The sequence below is a fragment of the Agaricicola taiwanensis genome (assembly GCF_014635245.1).
GTDB classification, from domain to species: Bacteria; Pseudomonadota; Alphaproteobacteria; order Rhizobiales; family Methylopilaceae; genus Agaricicola; species Agaricicola taiwanensis.
Map to the genome: position 1 here is coordinate 948,141 of NZ_BMCP01000002.1, position 26,664 is coordinate 974,804.

Here is a 26,664-nt window from a genome sequence, read left to right on the forward strand (position 1 = left end):
CTCATGTGCCGACCGTGGTAAGTGAGAGGACTTATCGCTGTTCGAGGGCAAAGCAAACGCCCAAGACGCCCCCTCTCCCCGGTGCTCCGTAACAGGAGCGGCTAACGGAGAGCGGATAATTCCGAAAACATCTTTATTACCAGTCCCTTGCCGTCAAGATTGAATGTTCTGGCGTCGCGCGCCATGCGGGTCGTACGCTCCCAATGATCGGTCCATACGCCAAGCGCGCGGCTGCCGGAGCGAGCCCGTCCGCCCGCTTGAGCGTGCAGCCAGTCGAGCACCTGCTCCGCCACCACATCGAAAGCATCGCTCCCGCCGCGCAGCACCATATCGCCGAGCTCGTGAACGGCGCGGCGGTCGATGTCGGGCCAGGCGCCAAGGAGCGACTGTGCCGCCGCACGCAGTTCATGGTTTTCGCCGCTGGCCAGTTCCAATGCGCGTCGGACACTTCCTTCGGCCATGGAAGCGGCTGATCTCACCGCATTGATGTCGATGTCGGCGCCCATACCCGCAAGTGTCTCACCGACCCGGGCGATCGCCTCGGGAGACACGGGCGGCAAGATCAGTGTCCGGCAGCGCGAGCGGATGGTCGGCAGCAGCCGCCGGGGCGCAGATGATACGAGGATGAACAAGGCCCGTGCCGGCGGCTCTTCCAGATTCTTCAGAAGCGCGTTGGCGCTGTTAATGTTGAGATCATCGGCGCTGTCGACGATGCAGACCCGCCACCCGCCCTGGCCGGCGGTTGCGCCGAAGAAGGCACCGACACGGCGGACATCGGCAACCCTGATCTCACCGGAAACCGTCTTCCGCTCCGGCACCCATCCTCGGCGCAGCACGAGGAGGTCGGGATGCGCCATGCGCGCAATCTGGCGCGCCGCCGGGTGGTCGCCCACCACCGCGAGCGAGGTTGCGGATTGCACCTCTGGTACTGCCGGATCAGGATGCGCTAGGACGAAACGGGCCAGCCGATAGGCCAGGGTCGCCTTGCCGATGCCGAGCGGGCCTCCGAGAATCCAGGCATGATGCATCTGCCCCCGCCGATAGGCTCCGAGCAGTTCCTGCTCTGCCTTTTCCTGCCCGAACAGATGTCCCATTTCGCGCGGGTGCAGTACCCCTTCGAGACGGTCAGGTTCAGGAAGATCGTCGGGAGTTTCAGCCATGGTGACGCTGTTTCAGCATATTTGCCGGCCGGGCGCGAGGCTCGTTACCGGCCTTGTTGCGCCACGGCGGGTTTTTCCAGCTTGAAGCGCCCCGCCACCACTTGCCAGACGCGTTGCTCGACCTTGTCGGGCTCACTCTGCGCATCGATAACCACGCAGCGGCGCGGTTCGGAGGATGCGATGTCCAGGAACGCACGCCGCAGCTTTTCGTGAAACTCCAGCCCTTCCGCCTCGAACCGATCGGCCGCCTGATCTCCGGCGCGGACACGGGCTCTCCCAAGCCCAACCTCCGCCGGCAGATCGAGGATGATCGTCAGCGCCGGCACCGTGTCTTCGACGACCGTCTCCTCCAGCGCCTTCACCACGTCCGGTTCCAGGTCGCCCAACGCGCCCTGATAGGCACGCGTGGAATCGGCGAAGCGGTCACAGATGACCCAGGCGCCACGTGCGAGGGCGGGACGGATGGTCGCGCGCAGATGATCGCTGCGAGCGGCGGCAAAGAGCACCGCCTCGGCGAAGGACCCAAGCGATTTTACCTTCCCGGAAAGCAGGAGCGCACGCAGGGCTTCAGCACGCGGAGACCCGCCGGGTTCACGCGTCAGCACCACCTCGTGCCCCAGGGCTTTCAGCCGGGCGGCGAGACGTTTCGTCTGAGTGGATTTGCCCGTTCCCTCGCCGCCTTCAAAGGTGATGAAGCGTCCTCCGCCCTGACCAGCCATCATGCTCCGCCAACGGATGCAATGAGAGAACGGAAGGCACCAATGGCAAGCGCGCGCGCACCATCGCTGGCGCGCCGGACCAGTCCGCCCACGGCGACATCCTCGCGGAGGTAGAGGGGAACCTCCGGCTGGAGCTGGCCATCCCGCCAGATTCTAAGCACCGCAACCTTCTGACCCTTTCTCAAGGGGGCTTGAAGCGGGCCTTCGTAGACAACCTGGGCCACGACCTTTCCCTCGACTGCGCGGGGCACGGCGATCTTCACAGCATCAGGCGCGTAGAGCGCCGCATGCGTTATGTCTCCGCCGAAGACACGCACCTCGGTGATCGGCGTGTCCTTCGCGAAGAGAACGCGGTCGATGAAACCGGTGAAGCCAAGCTCAAGAAGTTCTCGGGTCACTTCATCGCGGCTGTCGATGCTGGGCAGCCCGCCTACCATGGCGATGAGCCGCCGGCCGTCGCGGACCGTGGAGAGCGTGGACAGATGACCAAATCCTTGAACAAAGCCGATAAAACCGCCGTCCGTTCCCTTCGGATCCAACAGATAGGGGTTCTTGTTACGCTGAAAGATATCGCTCCAGTCGATGCTTTCAGCCGAGAGCAGCTTGTAGACCTCGGGGCGCTGTTCAATGAGATAGCGCAGCAGCCGCACGGTATCACGCGCGGTCGTGGTCTGGCCGGGAGCCGGCAGGCCGGTGGCGTTGACGTAGCGCGTGTCCTTGAGGCCGATCCTGTCGGCGAACTCGTTCATCCGCAGCACGAAGTTGTCCTCGCTGCCGGCGAAACCCTCCGCCAGCACGATGGCCGCGTCATTTGCCTGCACCGTCGCGATACCGCGCAGAAGATCACCGACGGCCACATGGGACTTCAGCTTGGCGAACATGGTGGTGTTGCGTGATGGAGCGCCACCCGTGCGCCAGGCGCGCTCGGAGACGAGGTAGGGCGCCTCACCGGAGATGCGATTTGCCGCCACGGCGTCGCCGATGACGGCCATGGTCATGAGCTTGGCAAGATTGCCCGGCGGAAAGGTCGCGTCGGGCGCCACCGCATGCAGCACATTTCCGGTGGCGGCATCCACGAGGATGGCCCGCGTCGGCTCTGGTTCCTCTGCGGCGCGAGCGGGCGCAGCCGCGGTCAACGCGACGAGCAATCCCAGGAAGGCAAAGGTTCTAGACGTCATTGTCCGGCCACGAAACAGGCTCGCGGAGATTAGCCAGCCTGACGCCGTGGAGCAACGCGTCTCAGCGGCCGGAGGAAATGGCGAGTGCCGCACCATTTGCCGCGGCAGCTGGATTGATCAGAGACAATGGCTCACCGACCTGAGCCCAGGTGGAGGAGACCCGCTGTGACACGGTGGTTGCGGAAGGCTTGGCCTGCGGCGTTGCCGATGCCTGGTCGGCCATGGCGAGGCGCACCGGAGCAGGCATGGCCGGCGCGGCGACCGAGGCAACCGCCGGGCCATGCGAGAAGGTTGACGGCACCGCGGGAGCGGCGGCAAGCAGAGGTGACGGCGCGGGCAAGGGCACCGACGCGGCCGCGACAACCGTCGGAGCGGCAGATATCGCTACAGCTTCAGCGGGCGCATTGGCCGTGTGGATGGCAGCACCCTGAGCCGCCGGAGCGTTCTTGTCAGGATCGGCCATTGCGAGAGCGACAGATGCCGGTGCGGCGTTGCCGTTATCGCGATAGGTCGCCATCAGCTTCCTGTCGTCACTGCCTTCGAGCGACGCGGGTCCGGCATACTCCACCTTCACACGCGCGGTGCCGCTGCGCTGGAAGTCAAGCACTTCGGCTGTGCGGCGCGACACGTCGAGCACGCGATTGCCATGGAAGGGACCGCGGTCATTGACTCGCACGATGACGGAGCGGCCATTGGCGGTGTTGGTGACGCGAACATAGGACGGCAAAGGCAAGGTGGGGTGGGCGGCGGTCAGGGAGTGACGATCGAACACCTCACCATTGGCGGTGAGCCGGCCGTGGAAATCGGACCCGTACCAGGAGGCAACTCCCTCGGCACGGTAATTCTTGTTTTCCTTCGGAACGAAGGTGCGCCCGGCCACGGTATAGGGCTTGCCGACCTGATAGCGCCCTCCCCCTTTCGGGACCGGTTTGCCGTCCGCGACAACCCGCGGGCTGGGAGCGACGCCATATTTTGGATCGATTTTGCTGCCCGAACCGGAGCAGTTTGCGACAAGGGCGGCGGCGCCGAGGACACAGGCGATCCGAAGGCCACGCCCGGTGAAGAACCGCGACTGCAGCTCGTTTAAACCCTTGATACGCATCATACTCTTTCCCCGATCCCACCGTCCGTGCGGCTGCGCTTCAAAAAACGAAGCAGAAGACCCTGCTGCAATTACACCACGAGGCCGCGAGAACGTGTCGAAAATGCGACCTTGATGTGAACAGGGTTAGCAAATCGATAAAATGCAATCTATCCGCCCGCGATTGTTTTTTGGCGAACCCGCGCGTATGGAGGGCTCGTGGAAGGGTGGCCGAGTGGTTTAAGGCAGCGGTCTTGAAAACCGCCGTGGGTGCAAGCCCACCGTGGGTTCGAATCCCACCTCTTCCGCCATCCCCCCTCAGCGCATCTCGCCTCGGTCTCCTCGTCCCTGCATGACAACGACCGCACCGGCAGCTATGCCTTGCTTATCGGAGGCGATTCTTCGCGACCTTGATGACAGCACATACGCAGACCCTCTTGCTGGCTGGTGGCCTCGCCGCCGTTCTGATCCTCATCCTCGTGGTGAGCACGCGAATGATGCTGGCGGCCCGCCGGCAGCCGCGAAGCCGAGCCGCAACCGAACAGGCTTATCAGGAGCTGGCGGAACGTATCGCCTTTGCGCAGGAGGCAAGCGCCGCTTCGCTTTCCCGCCTTCAATCCGATTTCACGGAGATGAGGGCAAAGCTCGATGCCGTCGAACGCGTGCTTCTGGAAAAAGAACGCAAACCTTCAGAACCTTGAAAATCAGGAGAAGGTTGAGAAGAGCTCGGCCGAGCCGTTTTCCACGGGAGACTGGCGCTGTTCCTGATGTGATGGGCCGTCGATGTTCGAGACGGGATCAAGCAGACCAGCGTCGGTGTTTTTCACGGCATTGACGCGCGAAGAGACGGGCCAGACCACCAGATCCGGCATCGGCAGCTCTGCCGTGATGGTCGGGGGCACAGGTCCCGCCGTCAGCCATGCCTTCCAAGCCTCCTGCGGCAGGATAACCGGCATGCGGTGATGAATGCTGTCGATGGGAGCGCCGGCCGGTCTGGTCAGTATGGTGAAGCTTCGAACCCATGCTCCATCCGCCGGATCCTTCCAGTTTTCCCAGAGGCCAGCAAAGGCCATAGGGCTTCTGTCGCGATGCGCAACGGCGAAGGGCATGCGTTCGTCGCCATTCCGCTTCCACTCGTAAAAGGCATCCGCCGGAATGATGCATCGGCGGCTGGCTTTCCAGGCACCGCGGAAGGACGGCTTGGAGGCCACCGTCTCGGAGCGCGCATTCATCAGACTTGAGGAGACCGTCATATCCCTCGACCGACTGGGAATGAGCCCCCAACGCAGCATGTCGAGATGGCAACGGCCAGTGGCCGGGTTTTGCCTGATGACCATGAGGCTGCTGGTAGGCGGCGCGTTGTAAAGCGGCGCCGCATTGGGCAAGGCCTCCGCAACATCGAAAATCTCGGCGGCTTTGGCAGGGGTCAGAACCTGAGCGAGACGTCCACACATGGATCGAGTTAGAGACTGAGTCCCCTCTCGGGCTCAAGCTGTCACGACGCCAGACGAACTTGTTTTGTGAGCGAGTTGAGGAAGATGTCCTCGAATGCCCGCATGATCCTTTCCGGTGAGTCGCCTTTGCTGAAAAGCTCCGGCGAGGAGGCACAGGCTCTCAGATTGATTTCGATCTGATCATGGAACTTCCCCACGGTCTCATTGTAGGTCGTGTTGTCGACGACCGGCATATATTCCGTGTAGATCACGGCCAGCTTGCGCCCGCCTCGTTTGAGCAGGTCGCAATATTCCACATTGATGGGCCGCACGTCCGGCTGCCATCCGTGGTTTTGAGAGCGCACACCGTCGGTGACCAAGACGACGATGTCCGACGGTCCGTTGGAGCCGGCCTGATCAAGCCAGGTCGAGGCCTGCGGGAATGAAATCTCATAAAAGGTGTCCGCGTCTGCGCCCGCGCCGCCGGTTTGATGACCATAGCCTACCTCCAGCGATGAAAGGGCTGAGACGAGGTCAGCTCGGTTCCGCGTCAGGGGTGAGACGACAACCGCGCCTGTATTGATCGATTGCACCGAGAACATGAAACGCGCGTTTGCTCCCCCATATTCCTGCGCCATTTCCACCAGCCGCTCCGCCCCATCTCGCGCTACATCAACTCGCAGGGGCAAACCTTCGGCACGTGCCAATGAAAGGGTTTCGGCCTGATGGCAGGCAAATTCGCAGCTGCCGCCTGGAAGGTCTCTTGTCAGCTGCCGGAGGCGATCACGCGCTTGTGGGGTCGCAGCAAGGCCCATGGAATCGGATGTGTCGATCAGGAAATGAAAGTTGCTGCGGGTATTGAGACCGATCACCGCGGAGGCGGATCCGCCGACCGCAATTTCCGGATGACCCAAGACTTGCAGCAAAGCACTCCGCGCCGCTGCGGAGAAGGTGATCGTCAGTTTCTCAGGCTCACCCTTGTCATCGCGGTCCAGTGCCGCCGTGACGGTTCTGACTGAAGCGGCGTCTTCAGCCGATAGGACCGCCGCAAAAAAATCCCTCGCCTGTTGCGCCTGATCGGCGTTCTGGTTTTGAGGATTAAGAACATTGAGCACAGCAGAATCTGCTGCCGCCTGCAGCCGCGTCTTCAGGTCCGATGCGCGGCTGAAATCAAGAGCGAGACCGGCGATGCCGATCAGGACGAAAACGGCAAGCGCAAACAGCAGCATGACACTGCCGCTTTCACAGCGCCTGAATGACGGAGTTCCCACCTGTTTCCCCCGAGATCTTCGCGTCACGGAGCCAGGATATATAGATTGAGCAATTAATTTTTGCCGAAGAACTTTAAGAAATATGGTTTCGCGGCTCGGCACGATGACTGGCAGGGGATGGTCCATCCCACTGCATTGGTTTGAACATTTCCAAACAATCGGCTATCTGGGCCGCAGATTTCTCAGGATGCATTCTTATGACGGCACGGCCCGCCCCACGTGTGGGATTAGTCAGCCTCGGCTGCCCGAAGGCCCTTGTTGATAGCGAGCGGATCGTCACGCATCTGCGTGCCGAAGGCTATGAGCTGTCGAAGACCTATCAGGGCGCCGATGTCGTGATCGTCAACACATGCGGCTTCCTGGACAGCGCCAAGGCGGAGTCGCTGTCGGCCATCGGCGAAGCCCTGTCCGCCAATGGCAAGGTGGTCGTGACCGGCTGCATGGGCGCCGATCCCGGCATCATCCATGAGACCTATCCCGACGTGCTGGCGGTTACCGGGCCGCAACAATACGAAGCTGTGGTGGACGCGATCCACAAGGCAGTGCCACCCGTCCATGATCCCTATTTCGATCTCGTGCCACCTCAGGGCCTGCGCCTGACGCCCCGGCACTACGCCTATCTAAAGATTTCCGAGGGCTGCAACAATCGCTGCAGCTTCTGCATCATTCCGCAGCTTCGGGGCGATCTTGTCAGCCGGCCGGCGGCCGACGTGCTGCGCGAGGCTGAAAGGCTGGTGAAGGCGGGCGTCAAGGAACTCCTCGTCATCTCGCAGGACACGAGCGCCTATGGCATCGACCTGAAATATGCCGCCAGCCGGTGGAAGGATCGGGATGTCCGGGCGAAGTTCCTCGACCTCTCGCGTGAGCTTGGTGAACTCGGGGCCTGGGTGCGGATGCACTATGTCTATCCCTACCCCCATGTGGACGATGTCATCCCGCTCATGGCGGAGGGCAAGATCCTGCCCTATCTCGACATCCCCCTGCAGCACGCCAGCCCCAACGTCCTGAAGGCGATGCGCCGCCCGGCTCATCAGGAGAAGACGCTGGACCGCATCCGGCGCTGGCGCGAGATCTGCCCCGATATCACGCTTCGCTCGACCTTCATCGTGGGCTTTCCCGGCGAGACCGAAGAGGACATGGACATCCTGATCGACTGGCTGGAAGCGGCGGAGCTCGACCGCGTCGGCTGCTTCCAATATGAGCCCGTCCAGAACGCCCCCGCCAATGATATTGCACCACCCGTGCCCGAGGAGGTGAAGGCGGCACGCCAGCGGCGGTTCATGGAAGCCCAGGCAAGGATCAGTGCCCGCAAGCTCCGACGCAAGGTCGGGCGGCATATGCCGGTCCTGATCGACAGCGTCGACGGCGGCATAATCCGCGGACGCACCAAGGGCGATGCCCCGGAAATCGATGGGACCGTCCATGTCACGGCGCGCCGCCCGCTCAGGGTCGGCGACATCGTTTCGGTGAAGATCGAACGGGCTGATGAGCACGACCTCTATGGGCGCTCCGCCTGAGGGTCGCCTTTGGCGAGAAGCGCCATATAATGTTCTTCTATAAGGGACGCGGCCACCGCGTGTCTGATCGGGTTCAAGGCTGCACGGCGGCGGCTCCGTCCTCTCGAAAGATCGGGAGGTGATTAGCCATGACCATCGGAAATCCGGCCCAATGGGGCGTTGACCAGCTTCGCTCGGCTGTTCAGGCCGCCGAAGCAACGGGGCATATGCTGCACCGGCCGCAGGAAAGCATGCAATCGGATGAACCTGTCATCCGCCGGATCAGTGTTCGCGATATCGAAACGGCACTGTCGCGAGGGCTCGACGATTTTGCTGCCAACCGCACCGACGTCGTCTTCATCACCTTGATCTATCCCCTCGCCGGCCTGCTTTTGGCAGGCCTTCTCCTGCAGGAGAGACTGTTGCCGCTGATCTTCCCGCTTGTCTCCGGATTCGCGCTGGTCGGCCCGTTTGCTGCCGCCGGGCTTTACGAGATCAGCCGCCGGCGCGAACGAGGCGAGCCGGTGACCTGGTCCGATGCCTTCAAGGTCACTCAACGGCCTTCCTTCGGCGGCGTGGTTCTCCTGGGCGCGATCCTCTTTGGCATTTTCATCCTGTGGATGCTGTCGGCCATGGCCATCTACTGGCTGACCTTCGGAGGCGAAACGCCAGCCTCACTGTCGGCCTTCATCGCGCAGGTTTTGGGAACTCCACGGGGATGGCTGTTGATGGGCCTGGGCATCGGCGTGGGTTTTGTCTTCGCCGTTATCGTGCTCGCGATCAGCGTGGTGTCATTCCCCCTGATGCTTGATCGCAATGTCACCGTCGCGACGGCCATGCGAGCCTCGGTCCGCGTCGTCATGACAAATCCTGTGCCGATGTTTCTCTGGGGCGCGATCGTCGCTGCCTGTCTCGCGCTCGGGGCGCTGCCAGCCCTGCTCGGCCTCATCATCGCCCTGCCCGTGTTGGGGCATGCCACCTGGCACCTCTACCGCAGGGCGATTGCCTAGATTTCAGGACACACGCAGCCTCACTTCACTTCGAGGCTGTGTGTGTGTCGATTAGCCTTGGACTGGACCGAGACATCAACGACATTAGGAATCATGCGCATCGATACGTCGTCCCCGCCTCATCCGTCTCCTGTCGTCATTCTCGGAGGGGGTCCAACCGGACTGATCGCGGCTGCCCTGCTCGGCGCGCAAAACATAGATGTTACTCTTGTCGCGCCTCCCGCGCCGGACGATCCGCGCACCACGGCTTTGATGGCAGGATCGCTGCAAGTGCTCGCCACGATCGGCATATGGCCGGCACTGAGCGGACGTGCCGCCCCGCTTCGCCACCTGCGCATGGTCGACGCGACGCGGCGACTGTTCCGGGCCCCGGAGGTCACATTCCATGCAGCGGAGGTAGGACTGGAGGCCTTCGGATGGAACATCCCCAACGTGGAGCTGACCGGCGCCTTGCGGGAGCGGATCGCCGCCATGCCTTCCATCCGGACATTGAGCACCAAAGCGGCTGCTGTCACGCCTGATGAAGATGGCGTCCGGATTGCCTTGGAAGGGGGCGAACAGCTTTACGCGCGGCTTGTCATCGCGGCCGACGGACGACGCTCGCTGTCCCGCGAGGCCGCGGGCGTCGACAGTCGCTGCTGGCAATATCGTCAAGCGGCACTCGCGTTGAGCCTCCGGCATGACCGGCCGCATAATGATACTTCAACAGAGTTCCATACCGAATCCGGTCCGTTCACCCTGGTGCCGCTGCCCGGCAACCGCTCGAGCCTGGTTGCTGGTCTGCGGCCGGATGATGCGGAGCGCCTGAAGGCGCTCGATGCGGATGCGCTCGGGGCCGAACTTACGACCCGGTCTCACAATATCCTGGGAAGACTGGAGCCGGACGGCCCTTGCGGCGTTTTTCCGCTGGGTGCGAGCGTCGTGACCCAGTTCGGCGCCAGACGCATCGCTCTCGTGGGGGAAGCGGCCCATCTTCTGCCTCCCATCGGAGCGCAGGGCCTGAACCTCGGCGTCCGCGATGCGGAGGCGATAGCGACTGTCGCCGCTCAGGCCATCCGGCTGGGCGCCGACCCAGGCAAACCCGCCGTCCTCTCCGCCTATGGTTCTGCTCGTAGGCGGGATGTCTGGCCGCGCACGATCGCCGTGGACGCCCTCAACCGGTCTCTGCTGGCGGGTTTCATTCCCTCGGACATGGCTCGGGGTTTGGGACTGCGGTTGATCGCCGGCATCGCACCGATCCGAAAATTTGCCATGCGCGCCGGCATCGGCGCGCGTTGAGGGCATCACCAGGCGGCGAAGGGGTTGATGGGCACGATGTTGTGAGTGGCGATGTAGACGAAGGTTGTCAGCGTCACCACCGACAGGAGCGTCCCGACGAGGACGATGCTCGAAGCCCGCTCCACATAGGTGTTGTACTGCCGGGCGATGACGAAAACGCTGAGCGCCGGCGGCAAGGCAGCCATGAGCACCGCAGTCTGCACCCAGACGGGATCAAAATCCCCGGCCAGACCGAGCACAAGCCACACCAGGACCGGATGGAGCACCAGCTTAATGAAAAGGTGGAACGGTATTTCGTGGGGAACCCGCTTCACGGGGCGCAGCGCGACCGTCACACCCATGGCGAAAAGAGCGCAGGGCGCCGCCCCGTTCTTCAGGAATTGGATCATCTGGTCGAAGGCAGCCGGCGCCTTCACGCCGGAAACGGCAACAAGGATTCCGGCGAAGGTCGCCAGAATGAACGGGTGCAGGAAGATCCGCTTCAAAACAGCAACCGCGATCTGGGCCGGTGAGGCCCTTTCACCGCCGCCAAGAGCCATGAGAAAGGGCACCAGCGTGAAGATGAGCGCATTGTCGAAGCAGAAGATCAGCGCCGTCGGCGCCGTGGCTCCGGCACCCAGAACCGCGAGAGTGACGCCAGGGCCCATGTAGCCGATGTTGGAGTAGCTGCCAGCGGCCGCCTGTACCGCCGCTTCGGGAATGTGGCGGCGGCTTGCTGCAAGACCGATGGCGAGGGACGCCATGAAGGCAAGGGCTGTGGAACAGGTGGTGGCGGCAACAAAGCGCCAGTTTGCGAGATCCGCCACCGGTGTCTCGCCGATGAGATAGAAGAACAGCGCAGGAAGGGCGAGGTAGATGATAAAGAAGTTCATCCATTCCAGACCCGCCTCCGGAATGCGAACGATCTTGGCGCAGATGTAGCCGAGGAAGATCAGGCCGAAAAACGGCAGAACGAGGCTGATGACACTGGACACGGTCAGCGGTTCCGGTGAATGGAAGACGGCCGGGCGCGCAAGAGTGGTTGCGCATGGCTCCGCCCTCGCCTAACCCCTTCAAGATACGAGGTCAATTGACCTGCGACCTAAGTTAGTTTGATGAACCAGAACCCCCACCCCACCACTGGCGAGGATGCCGCCGCTCTTGCGGCGCGGAGAACCCGCAAGCGCTATCTGCGCAAGCACCACCCCAAAGGGTGGCGCAAAACCCTGCGCGATCTCAGATATCGGCTGGAATACCTCGGCTTTCTGGGAGTAAGGGGGCTGCTGCGGATGCTCGGCCTGGAACAATCGTCACGCCTGTCCGGCGCTATCTGGCGGCATATCGCGCCCCACACCTCTCGTCACACGCGGGCGCTTCGCCACCTTGCCCTTGCCTTCCCGGAGAAAAGCGATGCGGAGCGGGAGACCATCGCCCGCAGTATGTGGGATAATCTGGGGCAGGTGATGGGTGAAGCTCTCCTGCTGGACCATATCATCGCGGATCCTGATCGGGTCCGCCTTGCGGACGAGCAGGCCTTGGAGCCGATCCACAGAACCGGCGGGCAAGGCGTTGTCGTCTCGATGCATTACGGCAACTGGGAACTGGTCAGTTGCCCCGCGGGGGCGCAGGGCTTCAAGCTGGCGGGTGCCTACCAGCGCGTTCTTAATCCGCTGATCGAGCAAGCCGTCATAAAGATGCGTCAGCCCATTTATTTCGGAGGGCTTCACAGCAAGGGCACCGGTGCGGCCGGCCGTTTGATGGACTGGGTTCGTGAGGGAAATCTCATTGGTGTGCTTGCCGACCAGCGGCATGTCCGGGGGATCGATGTCCCCTTCTTTGGCCACCCTGCCCCCTCCAACACTTTTCCAGCCATGGTGGCCAGGCACCTCGGTGTTCCATTGCTCGCGGCCCGCACCCTGCGCGGAGAGAAGGTGCATTTTGAGGTCGAGGCCGTGGAAATTCCGGTTCCCCAAACCGATGACAAGGACGCGGATATCGCCGCGGCGACGGCCGCGATCCATGCCACCTTCGAGCGCTGGATCCGCGAGCGACCCGATCAATGGATGTGGGCCCACCGCCGCTGGGGTTGATGCGGCGCTATCGTCCAGTTGATTTCAGCGCCGCCCCGCCACATCTGAGCGAAAGCAGACGAGAACCATTCAATGAAATGTCACAACGCCAAATTTTCGATCGGACAGGTCGTTCGGCACCGCCGCTATTCCTTCCGGGGCGTGGTGTTCGACGTGGATCCTGTTTTTGACAACACCGAAGAATGGTGGCTGTCGATCCCAGAAGAAGTGCGTCCGAGAAAAGACCAGCCCTTCTACCACCTGTTCGCCGAAAACGACGAGACCGAATACGTCGCCTATGTGTCCGAACAGAACCTTGTTCCGGACACGTCAGACGAGCCGTTGCGTCATCCTGAGATCGACGAATATTTCGAGCGGGACGAGAACGGCATTCTGCGGGAGCGCGACCCCATTCTGCACTAACCGCGCAAGCTGGGCTGAAATAAAAAACGGGCGCCTCGGCGCCCGTTTGTTTTCGGTCAGTTCGCTGGTTTTGGCGCCGGTTGTCCCGAGCCGCCATTTGCGGGGGCTGCGCCGCCGCCCTGCTGTTCCTGAAGCTTCTTGCGCTGCTCTTCCGCGCGCTTCATCAGGCCCGCCTGAAGGTCCTGCTGAACGCTGGCCTGAGAGGCTTCGAACTTCTTTCGCCATTCCTCGTAGGCCTTCGCATCGGCCGGAGCGCCATCGAAGACCTTGGTGAAGCCGGCGAGCGACACCTTCGCTCCGACCCAATTGCCTTGCTGATTGGCCGCGAACACGGTGAGGTCCGAGCCCTTCTTGAGGCCAGCAATGAACTCGTCATTGATCTGCGCCTCGATGATGCAGCCGTTGGGGAAGCACACCTGATAGCGGCCCGGAACGGGCTTGTTCTGATCGATCACCAAGTTCACGCCGGGTGGAACCAGGAAGCCGACCGGGATGAGCGCCTCCAACGCGCGCTTGGTCTCCTTCCCTTGTTTGATTTCCAGAATGCGAACCTCGGCAACCACATTGCCTGCTTCGGCGAGGGCGAAAGACTGGACGGCACAGACGTTTGCCTTGGTCCGCTGATCGTCGCCGCACAGCTTGAACCATTCCGGCGCGACTTTTGGCGCATCGGCATTGGCGGCCGGGGCAGCAGGACTGGCGGGCGCCGGAGCGGGTGCAGGAGCAGGGCTCTGCGCCAAGGCGGAAGTTGTGCCAAGCGCAAGCAGTGCTGCCAGCGTCAGGGCGCGGCGGGGCGCGGCAAATGTCACCGTGCGGTCACCAAACATAATCGTTGTCCTCGTCGTCAGAGAAAGCCGGCAGGCATTCTGCACAGCCGCAGCTTTGCGCTGTCTCAGCGCCAAATACGGCATGAGCGTGACCTCGCACAAGCCCCGCCGCATCGAGGTGTGTGCATAGCACGTCCGCGAGCACCAGCGAAACGCCGCCTTGTGTTAACCTTTTGGCAAGGCGCGAATCGCGCGTGGTGGAGTTGTCCTGTGATCGGACGCTACGGCGTGACCCTGAAACGGCTGATTGTTCCTGCTGTTGCGGGCGGGATGCTGCTGTTAGCGCCTGTTGCCTCCACAGGACAGGAGGGCGGAGCTGAGGCTGTTCAGCCTTCTCATGCCATCGCCATGCATGGCGAGCCTGCCCTGCCACCGATCTTCCAGCATTTTCCCTATGCAGACCCGCGGGCGCCCAAAGGCGGCCAGATCGTCTATGGTGTGCAAGGCACGTTTGATTCGCTCAATCCATTCGTAATCCAAGGCCTGCCAGCTCTTGGCGTGAGCGGAAACGTCGTGGAAAGCCTGATGGCGCGCTCTTACGACGAGCCCTTCACCCTCTATGGACTGATCGCCGAGAGCATCCGGGTTCCCAAAGATCGGAGCTGGGTCGAATTTCGAATCGATGATCGGGCGCAGTTTTCGGATGGCCGCTCCATCACGGCGGAAGACGTCGTGTTTTCGTGGCAGCTTCTCAAGAACAAGGGCCGGCCCAATCATCGGCTTTACTACAGCAAGGTCGCCAAAGCGGAGGCCCTTGATCAAAAAACCGTGCGTTTCGACCTCGCCGGCGCCGAGGATCGGGAGCTGCCTCTGATCCTGGGGATGATGCCGATCCTGGCGAAACATGTGACGGATCCGGAGACCTTCGAGGCCGGCGGGTGGGAGCCGCTGCTGGGCAGCGGCCCCTATGTCATCGATGAGGTCCGACGCGGAGAAAGTCTGACGCTAACGCGCAATCCCCGCTACTGGGCAGCGGATCACGCGGCCACGCGTGGGCACAACAACTTCGACAAGATCCGCTATGACTACTACCGCGATGCCAACACCTTGTTCGAGGCTTTCAAACGCGGCCTGGTGGACCTGCGGATAGAGACAGAGCCCGGGCGGTGGATGTCCGGTTATGATTTCCCTGGTGTGCGTGACGGCAAGGTCGTTATGGAGGAGCTGGAAACCGGTACGCCCAAGGGCATGAACGGATTCGTCTTCAACACACGCCGACCGCTCTTTTCGGACGTGCGGGTGCGCGAAGCCCTGGGTCTCTTGTTCGACTTCGAATGGATGAACGCCAATCTGTTCGGCGGCGCCTACAGCCGAACCAGCAGTTATTTCGAGGGCTCGGAACTCACGGCGAGCGGTCGCCCCGCCTCTCCCGCGGAGAATGCCCTGCTGACTCCCTTCGAAGGCGTTGTTCGGGATGATATCCTGGCCGGAACCTGGCGGCCCAGCGTCAGTGATGGCAGCGGGCGCGACAGAAGAGCCTTGGCACGAGCCTTGAACCTGTTCGCCGAGGCGGGCTGGGCGCCGTCAAACGGCGCCCTCCGCCGTGACGGAAAGCGCTTTGCCTTCGAAATCATGGTGCGAACGAAAGATCAGGAACGCGTTGCCCTCGCCTATGCCAAATCACTGGAGCGAGCGGGCATCATGGCCTCCGTCAGGCTGATCGACGCGCTGCAGTTCGAGAGGCGCCTGGCCGAACGTGAATTCGATATGACCGTCTACTTCTGGCTGTCATCCTTGTCGCCAGGCAACGAGCAGTCGCTCTATTGGAGCAGCGCGGCCGCGGACCAGCCGGGATCCCGCAACTATGCAGGCGTAGATGAGCCTGCGGCCGATGCCATGATCGCGGCCATCCTCGGTGCGGAAACACGGGAAAACCTCGTCACCGCCACTCGGGCGCTTGATCGTGTGCTCTTGTCGGGCTTCTACACTGTTCCCCTCTACCATGCGCCGAAACAATGGCTCGCGCGATGGTCTCGAATCGATCATCCAATCCGCAATTCGCTGTTCGGACCCATATTCGAAACGTGGTGGCACAAGGAGCCGGCGCCATGATTCTTGAGCAACGCCCCTCGTCGGGGAATGACACCGCTTTCGCGGGCCGGGCGACGATCGATCAGATCTTGCGACGCCTTGCTGCCACCAAAGGTGACCAGCTGGCTCTTGCCGATGCACCAGACCGCTCGGTCTTCACCGACGGTCCACCGCGCCGGCTGACATGGGCTGAACTGAATGCGGAGACCGAGAAATTCGCCCGATGCCTCGCCGGGTTTGGGTTGCAGGGCGACAGCGTCGTGGTGCTGCAACTGCCGAATACGGTCGAGAGCATCATCGCTTTCCTGAGCATCATACGTGCCGGCATGATCGCGGCACCCGTGCCGCTCGCCTGGCGCCGGCGCGAGTTGTCCTGGGCCATGCAACGGACCGCCGCCGCCGCCGCCGTCACCGTGGTGAGGTCCGGGCCGGTGGCGCACGCAGGCGTCGTCTCGCGCGCCGCCGCGGAAAATTTTGACATGCGCTTCGTTTGTGCCTTCGGCGAGGATGTGCCCGATGGGGTTCTCGCCCTGCACGAGGCCATGGAAGACGACAGCTGGCCGGAACTCACGCCCGATGCACGCGATGGAAACCCCGGAGATCATATCGCCGTCGTGACCTTCGACGCGACCTCCGCCGGTTTCGTGCCTGTTCCACGCAGCCATAATACGCTCATCGTTGCTGGAATGGCCCATCTGGTTGAGGCTCGGATCGAGGGAGAGGACGCCATCGTCACCACCCTCCCCGCCTCCAGCCTGGCCGGCCTTGCTACTGGCGTCATGACCGCGCTCCTCTCGGGAGCGGGGCTGTATCTGCATCAAACCTTCAATGGGCAGGCTCTGTCCGGTGCGATCGCCGCGACAGGCGCCGCTCACGTGGTGCTTCCGGGGCTGGTGGCCGATGCGCTCGGCAGCAGCCGTCTACCGCACCCGCCATTGCGGGGCATCACTGCCGTCCGCCGCGATCCCTGCGAAGTGCCGGGGACAACGCTTGCCGGGCTCAGTCGGACCGAATTTATCTCTTTCGGCGAAATCGGGTTCCTGTCGCGGCGGCGCGATCATCCCATCGGGACCCTGCTCGCGGGACGCATCCCCGTGTCGAAAGCAGCTCCGAACGGCATGCTGCTGGCGGAGACCCGGCTGCGTGAGGATGGTGTCCTCGAAATCAGCGGACCCATCGCGCCCGACGGTGAATTTCCCGGCAGGAAGCCGGAGGATGCCGCTCTCATGGGCGAGACGGAGGGCTTTTATCCGATGGGATGGAGCGCGCAGCCGCGGAATGAGTGCTTTGCCATAACGCCTGGCCGGCGCGGCGTGACATCCATCGGCGGCATCTCACTGCCCACACGTTCGACTCTCGAAGCGATCCGCGAGGCGTTGGACGGTGCCGCCGATCCGAAGTTCATCGCCGACGGGATGTTCGGATCACGCCTTTGGGCGGGCAAACACGCTGTGCGCCTGCGCGAGGCCGGCTTCACCGCGGCCCTTACCGGCCTCGGCGACGATGCCCCGGTACAACACGGCAAGGCTGAAACCACCAAGTCCCCGCCGGCTGCCGCCGTCGCCTGAGGATACTCCGTTCACCTTGACGCGTAGCCCACGGGTGACTTGATCGGCGGCGGTGGAACCCGCCGCCGCCAAGTTGTCATCGCCGCTGCGCCAGAGTGCGGCGGGCACGTTCGACGATCGGCACGTCGATGAACTTTCCGTCGAGAAGAAAGGCGCCGGTGCCGCTGCGCTCCGCCTCGGCATTGGCCGCGATCACCTTTTCAGCCCAGGCGATCTCATCCGCCGAGGGGGCGAAGACCTCGTTGAGGACGGGGACCACACTGGGATGGATACAGGTGGAGCCATCGAAGCCGAAGGCCTTGGCCTCGGCAGCCGCGGCCTTCAGGCCTTCCGTATCCCGATAATCGGCGACGGAGCGCAGCATGCCGTAAGAGCGGCGCCCCTCCGCTTTCGCTGCATAGTGCAAAAGGAGCTTCGGCATGCGCAGCACGTCGGGCGTTGGCAAGGCACCCATGGACGTTGCAAGATCCTCTGACCCCAGGGCCATGGCGCTGACACGCTCGAACCGGGCGATGGAGCGGGCATCGAGCAGCGCCGCGGCGTCCTCCACCAGAGGCACGAAGTCGAGCGGTTGCCTACCCATCTGGTGCTCAATCGGCTCCAGCCGCCGGGCGATGGCGGCGAGCATCTCCGCAGAACCCGTCTTCGGCACCAAAAGGCCTCCGGCACCAGCGCGCGCTGCGGCTTCGGCGTCGTCGAACAATCGATCTTCTTCCGAGTTCACCCGGACATAGACTGTCGCCCCGCCCTGCCCAACCTGTGGCACGGAAATCTCCAGTCGCTGGCGCGCCGGTGTCTTTTCCGCCGGCACCACCGCGTCCTCGAGGTCGAGGACGATGGCATCGGCGCCGCGCGTGTGCGCCTTCTCGATGAAGCGCTCCGAAGAGGCGGGGATATAGAGAAGAGAGCGGATCATGTGTCCTGCCTCGCCATGTTCGGCTGCTTTACATCGGAAAGCGTAAGCCCCACTTCCGCCAGCACCTCGGCGGTATGCTCGCCCAGCGAGGGCGCCGGCCGGCGCATGCCGCCCGGCGTCGCCGACATGCGCGGCAGCACATTGTGCATGGGCAAGGTGCCGTGATCGGCGTCCTCCACCTCAACGATCACGCCGCGCTCGCGGAAGTGCGGGTCTTGGACGATGTCCGCGATATCATAGACCGGGCCCACCGTGGCGCCGGCCTCGCGCATGATCTTCAGGGCCTCCTCGCGGTCGCGGGTGGCGAACCATGCTCCCATAGCCTCATCCACCAGCGCCCGATGCTTCACGCGTTGGGCATTGGTGGCGAAGCGCGGGTCCGTCTTCATATCCGGTCGGCCGATGATGTCGAACATGCGCATGGCGATGACCTGCATCGATCCCGACAGGGCGACATATTTGCCATCGCGGCAGAGATAGACGTTTCGCGGCGAGGACGTATTGGAGGCGCTGCCGGTGCGCTGCTTGACCTTGCCGGTCACCCGGTAGATGGCGGCCTCCGGCCCCAGGCAGGCATACATCGGCTCCAGCAGCGACAGATCGATCACCTGTCCCTTGGCCATTCCCTTCTCACGCGCCAGCAGCGCCATGGTGACGGCCTGGGCGCCGAAGGTGCCGGAGATCATGTCGGCGAGGGCGAGCGGCGGCAGCACCGGCTCGCGGTCGGGAAAGCCGGTCCGCGTCGCGAAACCGCTCATGGCTTCCACCAGCGTTCCGAAGCCGGGATATTGCGCATAGGGGCCGGTCTGTCCGAAACCGGAAATCCTCACCACGATGAGATCAGGGTTGATATCCAGAAGGCGGTCGGGCGCGATGCCCATCTTCTCCAAGGTTCCCGGACGAAAGTTTTCCAGGAAGACGTCCGCTGTCCTAACGAGGGCCAGCAGCGCTTCCATGTCCTGCGCCTCGCGGAGGTTGAGAAGCACCGAGCGCTTGTTGCGGGCATAGGTTTTCCAGTGCAGCGACTCACCGTTGTCGGTCCAGTCCCGCAAGGGATCGCCCGCCGGCGCTTCGACCTTGATGACATCTGCACCAAAGTCAGCCAGTTGCAGCGACAGCATATTGCCCGCAACCAGACGCGACAGGTCCAGAACGCGCACGCCCGACAGCGGCCCCCGGAGACCAGGGTCGAAGCGGATGGTGTCCGTCATGCTTTGCCTCACTTCACATCAGGGCCCGCGGCGAAGATGGCCGCGGCTTCCGGCGGGATGCGCACGAAGGCCGCGCCCTGCTCCACCGGATGGGTCGTCTGAATGCGGAACCGGGAGCCGCCGCCGGCGACCTCGTATTGATATACTGAGCCGAGGTAGGTGCCACTGGTGACATCCACCTTGACGGCATTTTCGCCGGGACCGTTTACAAGCTCGATGCGCTCCGGGCGCACCGCGATGACCAGGCTCCCATCCTGGCTGGCCGTGCCCTTCGGCACGCTCAACTGCGTACCATCGCCAAGCGCCACAGTAGCGCGGCCGTTGGCCTCGCCCACCATCCGGGCGGACAGGAAGTTGGACGAGCCGATGAAGTCGGCCACGAAGGCATCCGCCGGGTTCTCGTAAATTTCCTTTGGAGTGCCGAGCTGGCGCAGATGCCCCATGCTCATGACGGCGATGCGGTCCGAGACAGCAAGCGCCTCGGACTGGTCATGCGTCACATAGATCGTGGTCACGTTGAGGCGCTCCTGCAGTTCACGCAGCCACACCCGGGCCCGCTCGCGCAGCTTTGCATCGAGGTTGGACAAGGGCTCGTCGAGCAGGAGCAGCCGTGGTCGGTAAACCAACGCCCTGGCGAGCGCCACACGCTGCTGCTGCCCGCCGGAGAGCTCAAAGGGATAGCGTTCGGCATAGGGCATCATTTCCACCAGCGAGAGCGCTTCCTTGATGCGCTCGTCGCGCTCGGCACGGCCGAGTTTGCGGAGCTTCAGCGGGAAGGCGAGGTTTTCAGCCACCGTCTTGTGGGGCCAAAGCGCATAGCTCTGGAACACGAGACCGATATCCCGCCGCTCCGGTGCGACGGCAATGCCCTTGGCGCCGTCAAAGAGAACCGTGTCACCGATGCGGATGGTGCCCGACGTTGCGTGATTCAGGCCGGCGATGGAGAAGAGCGTCGTTGATTTTCCGCAGCCGGACGGACCAAGAAAGGTCAGGAACTCGCCCGAACCGACGGTGAGCGAGATGTCGTTGACCGCGGTCACCTTGCCATAGCGGATGGTGAGACGGTCGAGAACGAGGTCAGCCATAGATCTTAGCTCCAAGGACGCGGCGGGCAATGATGACAAAAAGGGCGGTGATGACGATCTGGATCGCGGCGAGTGCGGCGACCGGACCATTATCGCCCTGGGCGCTGAGCTGCAGCATGGTCGATCCAAGAATCTCCGAGCCCGGCTGATAGAGGAACACGGCCGTCACGTATTCCTTGAAGAAGTGGATGAAGAGGAGCGCGAAGGACGAGAACAGCGCCGGCTTCAGGATCGGCAGGATGATCTGCGTCACGGTGGTCCACCAATCGGCGCCCGAGATGCGCGCGCCGCGGTCGAGTTCGTCGCCTATCTGGGAGAGCGCCGGCGCAATGGCGCCGAAACCGACCGGGATGTAGCGGACGATGAAGGCGAGCATCAGCACGATCACCGTGCCGCGAATGAGGTCGAGCCCTGGCACCCAGATGACGGCATAGAAGAAGCCGAGACCGGCGATGATGCCCGGCAGCGAGCGCGGGAACAGCGCCACATACTCCAGCGGCCGCGCGAAGCGGAACTCCGAACGCCTCGCGACGAGCGCGATCACCGCCACGAAGAAGGTGCCGATGATCCCGCCGAAGAAGGCGATGACCACAGAGTTGATGATGGAGCGAATGTAAGTCTCGGAGGCAAAGACGGTTTCGAAATTCGCCGTCGTGAGCAGTTTCCAGAATGGAATCAGCGGCGTCAGGAAGCTGACGCCCGCCCGCATGAAAATGCCGGTGAAGACGACGATGATGCTGAAGAGCACGTAGGTTCCCACTACCGCGAAAGCGACCCAGCGCCAGCCGCCGAGGTCAAGGGTGGCGGGCCGGCTGGCCTTGCCGCGCACCGTCACGAAGCGGCCGGAGCCCTTCATCAGGAAGCCCTGCAGCCACACCAGCGCCGCGACCATGATCAGGAGGAACAGCGCTGCCGCGCCGACGATGCCGTAGTCCGGCCGCACAGCGGCATTGATGCCCACGTTGTAGAGGAACGTGGTGACGGTGTTGATGCTGCCCGGCGCGCCAAACAGGAGCGGGATGGCCAGCATTTCGATGCCGACGACAAAGTTCAGCACCGCCGAGTAGATCATCGCGGGGCGCATCATCGGCACCGTCACCGAGAACAACGCGCGGAAAGGACCGGCACCCGTGGAACGGGCGGCGTCTTCAAGCTGCGCGTCGGCCTTTGTTACAGCGCCGAGGCACATGAGATAGGCAAGCGGCGCCTGGCTGAGGCCGGCCACAATGCCCATTCCGGTCAGCGAGTAGAGGTTCCAGGGAATAAACCCGAACCAGTTGCGCATGGCGATCGAGATGTAGCCGGATGGGCCGTACATCGTCAGCCAGCCGAAAGCGATGACGAGATTGGAAACGAACAGCGGCCAGATCAGTATCTCGCCGATCCACTTCCGACCCGGCAGGTTGGTGCGCCCGATGACGACGGCCATGACCGAGCCGAAGAGCTGCGCGACCACCATGGTGAGCACGCCAAAATAGAGCGTGTTCAGAAAGGTCTGCAGGATCGCCGCGTCACCAAACAGCCGGCTGAAGTTCGCCAGCGTGTAATTGGCGTCGTCGGCGTACAGCGGCTTGTCCAGAAAGGCCTGCGCGATGATCGGCGCGATCGGACCGATGACCAGCACGGTCGTGAGAAGCGACACACCCCAGAAAATGAGGCGCGAACGGTCCCAGCCGGTCGCCGGGGCCTGGTCGGTGGCGATATCAGTCATGGATTGATCCGTTTCGGGATAAAAAGTCTGAGCGCCCGGGCCGGTTCGTGCCCGGGCGCTCGACGTCAAAGGCGATGGTTCAGCGGCCGGCCATGGCAGCTTTCCATTTTTCGATGAAGGCAGGCCCCTCTTCGATAAGCCCCTTGTCGAAGCCGGCGATGATCAGATTGTCCTTGCCGACTTCCTTCTCGATGGCCTGATAGGTGTAGCGCACCGATCCTTCATCGACGTCATCGCGGTAAGGCACGAGACCTCCCTCACCGATCAGGGTCTGCCCCTTGTTGGACAGAACGTAGTCGACGAACAACTTGGCCGAGTTCGGATTGGCGGCCTTGGCGGGAATGCCCATGCCACGCTGCATCATGATGGTGCCGTCGTCGGGGAAGGCGAAGCCGAGAAGCTCACCGCCCGGCTGCTCCAGGCGCGGGAAGATCGTGATGCCCGACACCGCGATGCCGGCGACATATTCGCCCGTGGCGATCTTTTCGTTCATCGGGCCGCCGGAAACTTCGCCGCGGATCGAAGGACCGATGGCGGCAAGCTGCTTCCAGGCCTCATCGCCCTTCTTGTTCACATAGGCCCACCAGGCGGTAAGCCCGAAGGAGTTGCGCGCCGCATCATAGGTCGTGATCTTGCCGTCGAAGGTCGACTTGTCCTCGGTGACAAGCTTCACCAGGGAGGCCATGCCCGTCGGACGCTGACCTTCCGGCAGCAGGGTCGCGTTGTAAGTGATGACCAGAGGATCGGTCGAAAGCGTCATGACGCCGGGATAGGGATTGGCGAAATCCGGAAGCTTGGCCAACTCGGGGCTCTTGTAGTCCATCATCTTGCCGTCGCCGCCGCCATAGGCCGCCCAGCGGTCGTTGGCGCCGGAGATGAGAATGTCGGCGGTGCGGGATCCGGAGCCGGCTTCAGCCTCCCAGCGCGAGTGCACGGTGCCGGAGCCAAGGTCGAGGGTTTCCACCTTGATCCAGGGATAGGTTTCGCGGAAGCCCGCGAGCACCGGCTGCCAGTTGTTGTCGGCCATATTGGAATAGATCACGAGGCCCTGCTCGGAACGCGAACCTTCGATGATCTTGGCGTAATCGGCCGGGTAGCCTTCCGGAACGGACGGCGTCTGCGCCGATGCGGCGCCTGCCAATACCGCTGCCGCCGTCATGACGCCGGCGAAAAGATGCTTCTTCATGTGCTGCTCCTCCCAGAGCTGTTTTGGTGATTGGAACGACTGCGCTTTGCCAGCTCGGCTGAGATGCCGCTGGCGACGTCGAGGATGACTCCGGTGACGTCAGCGATCTTGCTCCGGATCCTCTGCTGCGGTCCGGAGATGTTAAGCGCCGCTACGGTACGCCCCATGCCATCGACAATGGGAGCTGCTATACCTGCCGCCCCCTCCACAACGCCTTCTGCATTGAAATAGAAGCCATCGCGCCGGGCCTGGGCGATGAGAGCTTCAACCTGACGCCGCTCGCTCCCTGCAAGGCCGAGATTGTCGAGGCGCCGAGCGGCCTCCTCTTCTGCCAGACAGGAGAGGAGCACAATGCCGCTGGAGACCTGATGGACCCACCTGGCTGGCCCGATATCGCGGTCATAGCGGATCTCGACATCGGGCAAGAGCTTGTTGAGATAACGAATGCGGTCGCCTTCCAGCACAGCGATGAAGACGCTCTCTCCCGACCGCTCCACGGCGTTATGGAGCAAGGGCTCGGCAAGGCGCAGGAGCGTAGTCCAGGTGCCCTGCCCGCCGATCCGCTCACCCGGCAACCGCACGAGAAGATAGCGACCATCCGGCAGCCGCCGGACATAGCCCCGCTCCACCAGGATGCGCAGCAGAAGCAGCGCGCTGCTCTTGGGTATGGAAAGCGCCTGGGCGGAATCAGCCAGACCGGCCGCGTTCGATCGCTCAGCCAGCCATTCCAGCAAATCGAGAATGCGTTCAGAGCCTCTTCCGCTCACTTCCGGCCCTCCCAAGCCGTTCCGTTCAATATTTTGAACGTATTCATTATTTAAAACTTACTGGTCAGCGAAAGAGCTGTCAACGGTGGCTGAACCGGCAGAGGGAGGATGTGGAGGAAGATGGCCGTCGACTGATCCGCAAGATCGGAGGTTCGCCTCAGACGGCGATCGACTGACCGTTGGCTTTTCGGGCGGCGAGAAGGCTGAGGTAGGTCTGCGCGAGCATGGCTCCCGCGAGAGATGTTATCCCGGCATGATCATAGGGCGGCGAGACTTCGACGATATCAAAGCCCTTCAAGTCGAGCGAACCCAGGGACATGAGGCAGGCCTGGGCCTCGCGCGTCGACAGTCCACCACACACCGGGGTGCCGGTGCCAGGCGCGAACGCAGGATCGAGCGCATCGATGTCGAAGGTGATGTAGGCAGGTGCATCCTTCACATGGCCAAGAATCCGGCTTGCGGCAGCAAGCGCGCCAAGCTCGTCGAATTCAAAGCCGTCCACTCGGGCGATGCCAAGGTCCTCCGGCGCATGCGTTCGAATGCCGATCTGGATTGATCTCTCCGGAATGATCAATCCCTCACGCACCACGCGGCGGACGAAGGTGCCGTGATCGATCCGGTCGCCGTCGTCGGGCCAGGTATCCTGATGAGCGTCAAAATGGATGAGAGCAATGGGGGTACCTAGCCTTGCCACAAGCGCCCGCAAGATGGGGTACGTGATGAAGTGATCGCCGCCCAGGGTCACCAGTTGCGTACCGGAGCGCAGCCTTTCCCGGGCCTGCGCCTCGATGGCCGCCGGGATTTCCTCCGGCCGGCCGTGATCGAAAGCGGCGTCGCCCGTATCGACCACCGCCATCTCCGCAAAGGCGTCGACCCCGAATGGATAGATCGGATCACCATCAAGGATGGTCGATGCTTCGCGAATTGCGCGTGGACCGAATCGCGTACCAGGGCGATTGGATACGGCGACATCCAAGGGGACGCCCCAGACGGCGACGTCTGCATCGCTGGCCGAACGGTAGGGCCGCCTCAGAAACGAGACCGCCCCTGAATAATTGGGCTCAGTCGACTGGCCATAGCGAAACTCTAGATCAAGGGCGCGATCCACTGGTCGCGGATGTGCAGGATCATCATTCATGGTCAGTCTCCGGTCGCCCGCAGGATGATCCTGCCGGGCGCCAGAGGCAACACATGAAAAAAGCGGGCCGCAAAGCCCGCTTTTTGGCATTCGAATGCGACAAGCTCAGCGCTTGGAGAACTGGAAGCTGCGGCGAGCCTTGGCGCGGCCGTACTTCTTACGCTCAACCACGCGGCTGTCACGGGTCAGGAAGCCTTCCTTCTTGAGCACGGCGCGAAGCTCGGGCTCGAAGTTGGTCAGCGCCTTGGAAAGGCCGTGACGAACGGCGCCTGCCTGGCCGGAGAGACCGCCGCCGGCGACCGACACGGTGATGTCGTACTGGTCCTTGCGGTTGGCGATCTCAAGCGGCTGCTGAAGGATCATGCGCAGCACCGGGCGGGCGAAGTAGACTTCAACCGCGCGGCCGTTAATGGTGACGGTGCCCTTGCCCGGCTTGATCCAGACGCGGGCGACAGCGTCCTTACGCTTGCCGGTCGCATAGGCGCGGCCCTGGGCATCGAGCTTCTGAACGTAGGTCGGCGAGGTTTCCGCGCTGGCTGTCTGGCCAAGGGCGCCGCCGAGCTGATCGAGAGACTGCAAATTGTCCGACATGATCAGTTCCGGATGTTCTTGGGGTTCAGCGCGCCGACGTCGAGCGTCTCGGGCTGCTGCGCCTCATGGGGATGGGATGCGCCAGCGTAGACGCGAAGATTGCCGAGCTGCTGGCGGCCGAGCGGACCGCGGGGAAGCATGCGCTCAACGGCCTTCTCGATGACCCGGTTCGGAAACCGGCCGTCGAGGATCTGGCCCGCGCGACGCTCCTTGATGCCACCGGGATAACCGGTGTGCCAGTAATAGGGCTTGGCAGCGCGCTTGTTGCCGGTGAAGACGACCTTCTCGGCATTGATGACGATGATGTTGTCACCGGTGTCGACGTGGGGCGTAAAGGTCGGCAGATGCTTGCCGCGCAGACGCAATGCGATGACCGAAGCAAGCCGGCCGACCACAAGGCCGCTGGCATCGATCAAGACCCACTTCTTTTCGACATCGGCAGGCTTGGCCACATAGGACTTCATGGAACCTGTCCGTCTTGCTGAGGCGCCGCAGCGCCAAAACGAAAACCGCCGCGGAAAGGCCGCGGCAGCGAG

At 62.9% G+C, this 26,664-nt stretch carries 25 protein-coding genes and 1 tRNA gene; 9 read left to right on the forward strand and 17 right to left on the reverse strand.

Annotated elements, in window-relative coordinates:
- Window positions 1-101: 101 nt before the first annotated feature.
- From IEV58_RS11850 to IEV58_RS11865, 4 genes are all read right to left on the reverse strand, one after another.
- Window positions 102-1,160, reverse strand: a complete 1,059-nt coding sequence (locus IEV58_RS11850) for a DNA polymerase III subunit delta' (protein WP_188409927.1) — start codon at window positions 1,158-1,160, stop codon at window positions 102-104.
- Window positions 1,161-1,204: 44 nt separating this feature from the next.
- Complete coding sequence (tmk, locus tag IEV58_RS11855) at window positions 1,205-1,882, reverse strand: dTMP kinase (protein WP_229729382.1); 678 nt, start codon at window positions 1,880-1,882, stop codon at window positions 1,205-1,207.
- On the reverse strand, window positions 1,879-3,057 hold the full coding sequence (locus IEV58_RS11860; protein WP_188409928.1) for a D-alanyl-D-alanine carboxypeptidase family protein: 1,179 nt from the start codon (window positions 3,055-3,057) through the stop codon (window positions 1,879-1,881). The genes tmk and IEV58_RS11860 overlap by 4 nt, the downstream gene beginning before the upstream one ends.
- Window positions 3,058-3,118: 61 nt before the next feature.
- Window positions 3,119-4,162 carry a septal ring lytic transglycosylase RlpA family protein gene (locus IEV58_RS11865; RefSeq protein ID WP_229729383.1) on the reverse strand — a complete coding sequence of 348 codons (1,044 nt, stop codon included), beginning with the start codon at window positions 4,160-4,162 and terminating at the stop codon, window positions 3,119-3,121.
- Between the two features lie 197 nt (window positions 4,163-4,359).
- Between IEV58_RS11865 and IEV58_RS11870 the strand changes: the two genes are divergently transcribed.
- Window positions 4,360-4,449: transfer RNA gene (locus IEV58_RS11870), tRNA-Ser, on the forward strand.
- 102 nt (window positions 4,450-4,551) lie between these two features.
- Window positions 4,552-4,839: a hypothetical protein gene (locus tag IEV58_RS11875; RefSeq protein WP_188409929.1), complete on the forward strand. Its 288-nt coding sequence runs from the start codon at window positions 4,552-4,554 to the stop codon at window positions 4,837-4,839.
- A 3-nt stretch (window positions 4,840-4,842) separates the two neighbouring features.
- Here IEV58_RS11875 and IEV58_RS11880 read toward each other — a convergent pair whose 3' ends face one another.
- Together IEV58_RS11880 and IEV58_RS11885 are read right to left on the reverse strand one after the other, a co-directional pair.
- Window positions 4,843-5,592 carry an SOS response-associated peptidase gene (locus tag IEV58_RS11880; protein ID WP_188409930.1) on the reverse strand — a complete coding sequence of 250 codons (750 nt, stop codon included), beginning with the start codon at window positions 5,590-5,592 and terminating at the stop codon, window positions 4,843-4,845.
- A 41-nt stretch (window positions 5,593-5,633) separates the two neighbouring features.
- Entirely contained in the window at window positions 5,634-6,968 is a 1,335-nt protein-coding gene (locus IEV58_RS11885) for a TadE/TadG family type IV pilus assembly protein (protein ID WP_188409931.1), read from the reverse strand.
- A gap of 71 nt (window positions 6,969-7,039) precedes the next feature.
- Here IEV58_RS11885 and rimO point away from each other — a divergent pair, with 71 nt between their 5' ends.
- The 3 genes from rimO (at window position 7,040) to IEV58_RS11900 (ending at window position 10,626) form a co-directional block, all read left to right on the forward strand.
- A complete protein-coding gene (gene rimO, locus IEV58_RS11890; RefSeq protein ID WP_188409932.1) occupies window positions 7,040-8,359 on the forward strand; it encodes a 30S ribosomal protein S12 methylthiotransferase RimO in 1,320 nt (439 codons plus the stop codon).
- Between the two features lie 128 nt (window positions 8,360-8,487).
- Window positions 8,488-9,348, forward strand: coding sequence for a DUF2189 domain-containing protein (locus tag IEV58_RS11895; protein ID WP_188409933.1), 861 nt, complete (start codon window positions 8,488-8,490; stop codon window positions 9,346-9,348).
- 93 nt (window positions 9,349-9,441) lie between these two features.
- Window positions 9,442-10,626, forward strand: coding sequence for a UbiH/UbiF family hydroxylase (locus tag IEV58_RS11900; RefSeq protein WP_188409934.1), 1,185 nt, complete (start codon window positions 9,442-9,444; stop codon window positions 10,624-10,626).
- Window positions 10,627-10,631: 5 nt separating this feature from the next.
- Here the strand turns inward: IEV58_RS11900 and IEV58_RS11905 are convergent, their stop codons facing one another.
- Complete coding sequence (locus IEV58_RS11905; protein ID WP_188409935.1) at window positions 10,632-11,600, reverse strand: AEC family transporter; 969 nt, start codon at window positions 11,598-11,600, stop codon at window positions 10,632-10,634.
- Window positions 11,601-11,720: 120 nt separating this feature from the next.
- Here IEV58_RS11905 and IEV58_RS11910 point away from each other — a divergent pair, with 120 nt between their 5' ends.
- Both IEV58_RS11910 and hspQ read left to right on the forward strand, forming a co-directional pair.
- The gene (locus tag IEV58_RS11910; RefSeq protein WP_188409936.1) at window positions 11,721-12,695 is read left to right on the forward strand and encodes a lysophospholipid acyltransferase family protein; all 975 of its coding nucleotides are present in this window, start codon (window positions 11,721-11,723) and stop codon (window positions 12,693-12,695) included.
- A gap of 72 nt (window positions 12,696-12,767) precedes the next feature.
- Window positions 12,768-13,097, forward strand: coding sequence for a heat shock protein HspQ (gene hspQ, locus IEV58_RS11915; protein WP_188409937.1), 330 nt, complete (start codon window positions 12,768-12,770; stop codon window positions 13,095-13,097).
- A 56-nt stretch (window positions 13,098-13,153) separates the two neighbouring features.
- Here hspQ and IEV58_RS11920 read toward each other — a convergent pair whose 3' ends face one another.
- Window positions 13,154-13,924 carry an invasion associated locus B family protein gene (locus tag IEV58_RS11920; protein WP_188409938.1) on the reverse strand — a complete coding sequence of 257 codons (771 nt, stop codon included), beginning with the start codon at window positions 13,922-13,924 and terminating at the stop codon, window positions 13,154-13,156.
- 210 nt (window positions 13,925-14,134) lie between these two features.
- On the opposite strand from IEV58_RS11920, the gene IEV58_RS11925 reads away from it, so the two are divergent.
- Window positions 14,135-15,976 carry an extracellular solute-binding protein gene (locus tag IEV58_RS11925; protein WP_229729384.1) on the forward strand — a complete coding sequence of 614 codons (1,842 nt, stop codon included), beginning with the start codon at window positions 14,135-14,137 and terminating at the stop codon, window positions 15,974-15,976.
- A complete protein-coding gene (locus tag IEV58_RS11930; protein ID WP_188409939.1) occupies window positions 15,973-17,523 on the forward strand; it encodes an AMP-binding protein in 1,551 nt (516 codons plus the stop codon). The genes IEV58_RS11925 and IEV58_RS11930 overlap by 4 nt, the downstream gene beginning before the upstream one ends.
- Window positions 17,524-17,599: 76 nt before the next feature.
- Here the strand turns inward: IEV58_RS11930 and IEV58_RS11935 are convergent, their stop codons facing one another.
- The 9 genes from IEV58_RS11935 to rplM form a co-directional block, all read right to left on the reverse strand.
- A complete protein-coding gene (locus tag IEV58_RS11935; protein WP_188409940.1) occupies window positions 17,600-18,439 on the reverse strand; it encodes an HpcH/HpaI aldolase/citrate lyase family protein in 840 nt (279 codons plus the stop codon).
- The gene (locus IEV58_RS11940; protein ID WP_188409941.1) at window positions 18,436-19,650 is read right to left on the reverse strand and encodes a CaiB/BaiF CoA transferase family protein; all 1,215 of its coding nucleotides are present in this window, start codon (window positions 19,648-19,650) and stop codon (window positions 18,436-18,438) included. The genes IEV58_RS11935 and IEV58_RS11940 overlap by 4 nt, the downstream gene beginning before the upstream one ends.
- A gap of 8 nt (window positions 19,651-19,658) precedes the next feature.
- Complete coding sequence (locus IEV58_RS11945) at window positions 19,659-20,735, reverse strand: ABC transporter ATP-binding protein (RefSeq protein WP_188409942.1); 1,077 nt, start codon at window positions 20,733-20,735, stop codon at window positions 19,659-19,661.
- Window positions 20,728-22,446 carry an ABC transporter permease gene (locus IEV58_RS11950; protein WP_188409943.1) on the reverse strand — a complete coding sequence of 573 codons (1,719 nt, stop codon included), beginning with the start codon at window positions 22,444-22,446 and terminating at the stop codon, window positions 20,728-20,730. Before IEV58_RS11950 ends, IEV58_RS11945 begins: the two co-directional genes overlap by 8 nt.
- A 79-nt stretch (window positions 22,447-22,525) precedes the next feature.
- Entirely contained in the window at window positions 22,526-23,632 is a 1,107-nt protein-coding gene (locus tag IEV58_RS11955) for an ABC transporter substrate-binding protein (protein WP_229729385.1), read from the reverse strand.
- The gene (locus tag IEV58_RS11960) at window positions 23,629-24,399 is read right to left on the reverse strand and encodes an IclR family transcriptional regulator (protein WP_188409944.1); all 771 of its coding nucleotides are present in this window, start codon (window positions 24,397-24,399) and stop codon (window positions 23,629-23,631) included. The genes IEV58_RS11955 and IEV58_RS11960 overlap by 4 nt, the downstream gene beginning before the upstream one ends.
- A gap of 157 nt (window positions 24,400-24,556) precedes the next feature.
- The gene (speB, locus tag IEV58_RS11965) at window positions 24,557-25,537 is read right to left on the reverse strand and encodes an agmatinase (protein WP_188409945.1); all 981 of its coding nucleotides are present in this window, start codon (window positions 25,535-25,537) and stop codon (window positions 24,557-24,559) included.
- Between the two features lie 105 nt (window positions 25,538-25,642).
- Window positions 25,643-26,128: a 30S ribosomal protein S9 gene (gene rpsI / locus IEV58_RS11970; RefSeq protein WP_188409946.1), complete on the reverse strand. Its 486-nt coding sequence runs from the start codon at window positions 26,126-26,128 to the stop codon at window positions 25,643-25,645.
- Window positions 26,129-26,130: 2 nt separating this feature from the next.
- Window positions 26,131-26,592, reverse strand: coding sequence for a 50S ribosomal protein L13 (gene rplM, locus IEV58_RS11975; protein ID WP_188409947.1), 462 nt, complete (start codon window positions 26,590-26,592; stop codon window positions 26,131-26,133).
- Window positions 26,593-26,664 lie beyond the last annotated feature (72 nt).